Genomic DNA, 6,071 nt, shown 5'->3' on the forward strand with positions numbered 1-6,071 from the left:
CCGGGCCAACTCGCCGCTGAGCGTTTCCATCTCGGACAGCAGCGTCCACTCCTGCGCAAACACCTCCGCCGACGGGGATCCGGCGGTGGGTGTCTGGGGCGTGGGCGCTGTGTGTGTCATCTCTTGATGAGAACATAAAGGGAACGAAGAGTCAAATTCACACTGCCTCACCACCCCACATTGTCATCGCGAGCGCAGCGACGCGATCCAGTCCCGCCGGCGCCAACCACGCAGTCGGCGGCAATCCTGGATCGCCACGCCCTGCGGGCTCGCGATGACGGTGTGGGTTGGGCGAGGCCGCTCACCCCTCCGGCGCCAGCGCCTTGGCCATGAACACGCTCAGCGGGTCGGGGCCATAGGCGCCGAAGGGGCCGGTTTCGTGGTAGCCGAAGCGGCGATACAGGCCGATCGCTTCGACCGATCTGATCCCGGTCTCCAGCCGCATCAGGCGGATGCCCTCCCGGATCGCATCCGCCTCGATCGCCTGCAGCAACAGGCGGCCGATGCCGGTGCCGCGTGCCGCGGCGGTGACGAAGATCCGTTTCAGCTCGGCCGCGCCGTCCCCGTCCGGGGCATAGCCGCCGCAGCCGATCGCGTGCCCGTCCAGGCGGGCGGCGAAAAAGCGGACATCGCGGGCGAGCAGCGCCGCCACATCCGGCCCCGGCCGGCTGTCCTCCGGATACAGGCCGGCGGAGCGCTGGTCGGCCTGCGCCAGCAGGTCACGGATCTCGACCTGGTCGGGGGATTCCCGGGCGATCGATGGCGGCATCTCGGCTCTCCTTGGTGGTGATGGCAAGCGGCCTCGGCGGCTTGGTCAACGCAGTCATGCAGGGCCGGGCGATCCGGTGCCCGCGGCGCCGTGCTATGTCCGATGAAACACAAACTCCCCGACGTTCCCGTAGCCGAAGGTGGCAGATGCCCTTCGATGCTTCCCTGGAATCCGTCGTGCCGGTCCGGCGCGGCGCCCTTCTCACTGCGCTCAGCCTCGGGCTGGTGGTGGTGCTGCTCGATGTCAGCATCGTCAATGTCGCGCTCGACCAGATCCGTGGCCTGATGAATGACGGCGTGGCCGGGCTGCAATGGGTGGTGAACGGCTACACCCTGGCCTTCGCCGGCCTGCTGCTGAGCGGTGGCGCGCTGGGTGACCGCTTCGGCGCCAAGCGGCTGTACCTGGTCGGCTTCGCCCTGTTCACCCTGGCGTCGCTGGGCTGCGGCCTGGCCCCGTCCGGCCCGGTGCTGATCGCGGCGCGGGTGGCGCAGGGGCTGGGGGCGGCGCTGCTGGTGCCGTGTTCGCTGACCCTGCTGACCCATGCCTACCACGATCCGAAGGAGCGCGCGCGGGCGATCGGCATCTGGGGTGCCGTCGGCAGCATGGCGATGGTGGCGGGCCCGGTGGTCGGCGGCCTGCTGATCGCGCTGTTCGGCTGGCGCAGCATCTTCCTGGTCAACCTGCCGATCGGCCTGGTCGGGCTGTGGCTGACCCAGCGCTTCACCACCGAGACCGAGGGCCGGCACAGCCGCCCCTTGGACATTCCGGGCCAGGTCCTGGCCATCGTCGGGCTGGTGGCGCTGACCGGCGCGATCGTCGAGGGCGAACCGCTCGGCTGGGGCAGCCCGATCGTGCTGGGCGGCTTCGCCCTGTTCGTGGTTGCCGCCGCCGCCTTCCTGCTGGTCGAGACGCGCAGCCCGGCGCCGATGCTGCCGCTCGGCCTGTTCCGCAATCCGACCTTCTCGGCCGCGTCCTATATCGGCTTCCAGGTCAACATCGCCTTCTACGGGTCGCTGTTCCTGCTCAGCCTGTACTTCCAGGGGCCGCTCGGCATGTCGCCGCTGGTGACCGGCCTGGCCTTCGTGCCGATGACCGGGCTGACCGGGCTGATCAACGTCGTCGCCGGGCGGGTGGCGGGGCGCTGGGGTGCCCGGCTGCCGATCGTGACCGGCCTGGCCATCGGCGTGGTCGGCTTCACCGCCCTGGCCGTGGTGCTGACCCCGGCCTCGACCTATGCCGGCATCTGGTGGCCGCTGCTGCTGATCGGCTTCGGCATGGCGATGGTGATCCCGCCGCTGATCGCGGCGCTGCTGGCGACGGTGGAGCGCAGCCGGGCCGGCATCGCGTCCGGCGTGCTGAACGCAGTGCGCCAGACCGGTGGTGCCGTCGGCGTCGCCATGCTGGGGGCGATCAGCGGCGGCGGCGATTCCAGCGCCGGCATGCGCACCGCCATGCTGCTGTGTGCCGGCCTGCTGGCCACCGGGCTGCTGGCCGGGCTGCTGTGCATCCGCACGCCGACGGGCGGCGGGCCGCTGCCCGTGAGCGGACCTGACGCGCTGCACTGACCGGCCGCTCAACGCTGGCATGCATGCCTGGGGCGGCCGGGCGGGGCAGCGGCGTGGTATGGATCGTGATCGTAGTCCGAACAAAGCCCGAACACCGGTGTGCCGCATGCCCTCCGACGCATGTCCCGATCGTGCCTCCCCGGCCCGGCGCGCCGCGCGCCTGGCCGCGCTCAGCCTCGGTGTCGTCGTGGTCCAGCTCGACGTCACCATCGTCAATGTCGCGCTCGACCAGATCCAGGGGCTGATGCAGGGCGGCGTCGCCGGGCTGCAATGGGTTGTCAATGGCTACACCCTGGCCTTCGCCAGCCTGCTGCTGACCGGCGGCGCGCTGGGTGACCGGTTCGGCGCGCGGCGGCTGTACCTCGCCGGCTTCGCCCTGTTCACCCTGGCCTCGGCGGCCTGCGGCCTGGCGCCGTCCGGCACCGTGCTGATCGCGGCGCGGGTGGCGCAGGGGCTGGGGGCGGCGCTGCTGATGCCCTGTTCGCTGGCGCTGCTGGCGCATGCCTATCACGACCCCAAGGAACGGGCGCGGGCGATCGGCATCTGGGCCGGTGCCGGCGGCATGGCCATGGTGGCCGGGCCGGTGGTCGGTGGCGTGCTGATCTCGCTGTTCGGCTGGCGCAGCATCTTCCTGGTCAATTTGCCGGTCGGCGTGATCGGGCTGTGGCTGACCTGGCGCTTCACCGTCGAGACCGAAGGCCGGCATCGCCGCGCTTTGGACGGGCCGGGCCAGGTGCTGGCCATCCTGGCTTTGGTGGCGCTGACCGGCGCGATCATCGAAGGCGCGCCGCTGGGCTGGACCAGCCCCTGGGTGCTGGGCGGCATCGCCCTGTTCCTGGCCGCCGGCGCCGGCTTCCTGGCGGTCGAGGCGCGCAGCGCGGCGCCGATGATGCCGCTCGGCCTGTTCCGCCACCCGACCTTCTCCGCCGTCTCCTTCATCGGCTTCATGATGAATGCCGGCTTCTACGGCTCGACCTTCCTGCTCAGCCTGTATTTCCAGGGGCCGCTCGGCCTGTCGCCGCTGATGACCGGCCTGGCCTTCGTGCCGATGACCGGGCTGATCGCGCTGATCAACGTCTTCGCCGGCCGGGTGGCGGCGCATCGCGGCGCAAGGCTGCCGATGATCGCGGGGCTGTGCCTCACCGTGGCGGGCTTCGCCGTGCTGGCGTTGCGGCTGTCGCCGGCGACGGATTACGGCGCGATCTGGTGGACGCTGCTGATGATCGGCTGCGGCACGGCGCTGACCGTGCCGCCGATGACCGCGGCGCTGCTGGCGACGGTCGACCGCGCCCGGGCCGGAATCGCCTCGGGCGTGCTCAACGCGCTGCGCCAGACCGGCGGGGCCATCGGCGTTGCCGTGCTGGGAGCCATCGGCGGCGGCGGTGCCTCGATCGACGGCGTGCGCGTGGCGATGGAGCTCAGCGCCGCGGCCCTGGCGCTCGGTTTGGTCGCCGCAATCGTGTGGATCCGGTCGGCACGGACGTGACCAACCTTCGGTCGGCACGGACCTAGCCGGCTGCGGCGAAATCGCCCCGGCCCGATTTCGTGTCATTTGATAGGAACGATTGTCGTGGCGGGTCCTTGAGGCCCCATGTCCCTGGAAATCGAGTCCGTTCCGGGCGATCCGCCGTTCGGCGCCTTCGCCCCATCGCTCCCGCTTCGCCTGGTCGGCGCCATGACCCGTGCGCTGCCGGATGTCGAATTCTGTCGCCGGGTCGCGGTGACGATCCGGCCGCTCGGCATGCTCGGCGGCAGGGGCATCGTCGATGCCGACATCCTCGGCTCCCGCATGCGGATCGACCTGTCGGACAATGTCTGCGAGAAGCGCGCGCTGTTCACGCCGCAATTCTTCGACCCGGCCGAATTGCGGGCTCTGGCGGAGGCTGCGACCCAGGATTTCGCCTTCGTCGATCTCGGCGCGAATGTCGGCCTCTATTCCCTGGCCGTCGCCCGGGCGGTGGGGCCGTCGGCCCGCATCCTGGCGGTCGAACCGCAGCCGGACATCTATCGCAGGCTGTCGTTCAATCTCCACGCCAACGGGCTGACCGGGGTCCGGGCGGTGCGCTGCGCCGTCTCCGATCACGGCGACGACACCACGATGTTCGTGGACCGGGGCAACAAGGGCGCCAGCAGCATCGTCGGATCCGGAACCGATCAGGGCTCGACGGTGGTGGTGCCGTGCCGGACGCTGGACTCGTTGCTGGACGATGCGGGGATCCACCGGCCGGACGCCATCAAGCTGGACATCGAAGGCGCCGAACACCGCGTTCTGACCCAGTTCTTCGGGGCCGTGGCCGAAGACCGCTGGCCCCGGATGATCCTGATCGAGACGCACCACAACAAGGCCTGCATCAGGATGTGCCTGGCGCATGGCTATCACCTGGCGCAGCGGACCCGGCGGAACGTGATCCTGCGGCGGCCTGGGTAGCGGCGGAGCCGCACCCGGGGATAGCGACCGGCGGTCGCTACGCCATCGCACGGCGGCGCGTCGGGCTCTTCATCAGCCGGCGCAGCCCGCCCAGCAGCGTGACCGCCAGCCCGGCGCCCAGCACGATCCAGGCGGGGCGCGGGCCGAAGGCGAACATCAGGTTCGCGCGCAGCACCCGCTCCGGATCGACGCCGGTGAACAGCCCGTACAGCGCGGCCTCGCCGCCGGCGGTGACCAGGGCGATGACCACCGACAGCAGCGCCAGCGACCACAGCGGCAGCGCGTCGCCGCGGCCGAAGCGGGCGTCCAGCACGCGCCAGGCCAGCAGCCACAGGGTGAAGCCGGCCAGCATGGTCGGGATGGCGACGTCGAGCTTGGACTGCATCACGCCGTGCACCACGCCCAGCACCACAATCGGGTAGACCAGCCGGTGCAGCCGCTGCCACCGCCGGCCGCCCAGCCGCTTGATCATGCCGTCGGTCGAGGTGGCCAGCAGCGCCATCAGCCCCAGCAGGGCGACGAAGCCGATGGTCAGGTACAGGCGCAGCGCGATCTCCGACGCCACGAAGCCCAGGTCGAAATGCTGGGTGACGATGTAGCCGGTCAGGTGGATCAGCACATAGGTCGCGGCGGCGACGCCGACCATGCGCCGCACCTGGATCAGCTGCGGCCAGCGCAGCACCCGCTTCAGCGGCGTGATCGCCAGGCCGATGACCAGCAGGTACAGCGTCCACAGCCCGATGGCGCGCAGGAAGGTCTGCACCGGATCGGCGCCGAGATCTCCCGCCAGCAGCCGCCCGCCATACCACAGGCCGGGCAGGAACAGCAGGGCGAAGACCACGGTCTTCAGCCAGGAAAAGCGGCCGCCACGGTCGTTGAAAGGCCAACGCATCGGGTCCTCGGTGGGCTCGGTCGGGTCACGGCCACGCGGACAGAGATGCGCGGCCATTCCCTTATTCGCAAGCGCCGGCCGATCCGTTTCATGACATCGGGGTCATGTGGGGTGAAGCGGGGCCGCGCGCCTCAATGACTCAATGATCGCCGCCTTGCCAGAAGCTCGGCCATGGCCTGGCGGGCCTCCTCGCCGGCGATCCACACCAGATTGCTGCGGTCCAGCCCGAGCGCCGCCAGAACCTCGTCGATGATCGTGTCGGCGCCCATAGTGACCAGATCAAAGGCGTCGACACGGATTCCCGGGCCGCGATAGCCATAGTGCTCGATCTGATGTGCCAGTTCCTCGAACAGGACGACGCGGCCGGATGCCAGCTTCAGGAGTATGCCGCTGGCCGAGCCGAGGCCGTCTTCTTCC

6 protein-coding genes are annotated in these 6,071 nt (G+C 70.4%); 3 read left to right on the top strand and 3 right to left on the bottom strand.

Annotated elements, in window-relative coordinates; genetic code table 11:
• Positions 1 to 301 precede the first annotated feature (301 nt).
• Positions 302 to 769 (bottom strand): GNAT family N-acetyltransferase, encoded by a 468-nt coding sequence (locus AC3XYG_RS37185; RefSeq protein ID WP_489144935.1) that lies wholly within the window; start codon positions 767 to 769, stop codon positions 302 to 304.
• 146 nt (positions 770 to 915) lie between these two features.
• Between AC3XYG_RS37185 and AC3XYG_RS37190 the strand changes: the two genes are divergently transcribed.
• The 3 genes from AC3XYG_RS37190 (at position 916) to AC3XYG_RS37200 (ending at position 4,762) form a co-directional block, all read left to right on the top strand.
• Positions 916 to 2,334: an MFS transporter gene (locus AC3XYG_RS37190; protein WP_489144936.1), complete on the top strand. Its 1,419-nt coding sequence runs from the start codon at positions 916 to 918 to the stop codon at positions 2,332 to 2,334.
• Positions 2,335 to 2,440: 106 nt separating this feature from the next.
• Entirely contained in the window at positions 2,441 to 3,820 is a 1,380-nt protein-coding gene (locus tag AC3XYG_RS37195; RefSeq protein ID WP_489144937.1) for an MFS transporter, read from the top strand.
• Between the two features lie 105 nt (positions 3,821 to 3,925).
• Positions 3,926 to 4,762 carry an FkbM family methyltransferase gene (locus AC3XYG_RS37200; protein WP_489144938.1) on the top strand — a complete coding sequence of 279 codons (837 nt, stop codon included), beginning with the start codon at positions 3,926 to 3,928 and terminating at the stop codon, positions 4,760 to 4,762.
• A 37-nt stretch (positions 4,763 to 4,799) separates the two neighbouring features.
• On the opposite strand, the gene msrQ is transcribed toward AC3XYG_RS37200, so the two are convergent.
• Together msrQ and AC3XYG_RS37210 are read right to left on the bottom strand one after the other, a co-directional pair.
• Positions 4,800 to 5,654: a protein-methionine-sulfoxide reductase heme-binding subunit MsrQ gene (gene msrQ, locus AC3XYG_RS37205; protein ID WP_489144939.1), complete on the bottom strand. Its 855-nt coding sequence runs from the start codon at positions 5,652 to 5,654 to the stop codon at positions 4,800 to 4,802.
• Between the two features lie 131 nt (positions 5,655 to 5,785).
• Positions 5,786 to 6,071, bottom strand: a 286-nt coding sequence (locus AC3XYG_RS37210; protein WP_489144940.1) for a hypothetical protein, incomplete at its 5' end; no start/stop codon positions are given.

The sequence above is a fragment of the Inquilinus sp. genome, assembly GCF_057815775.1.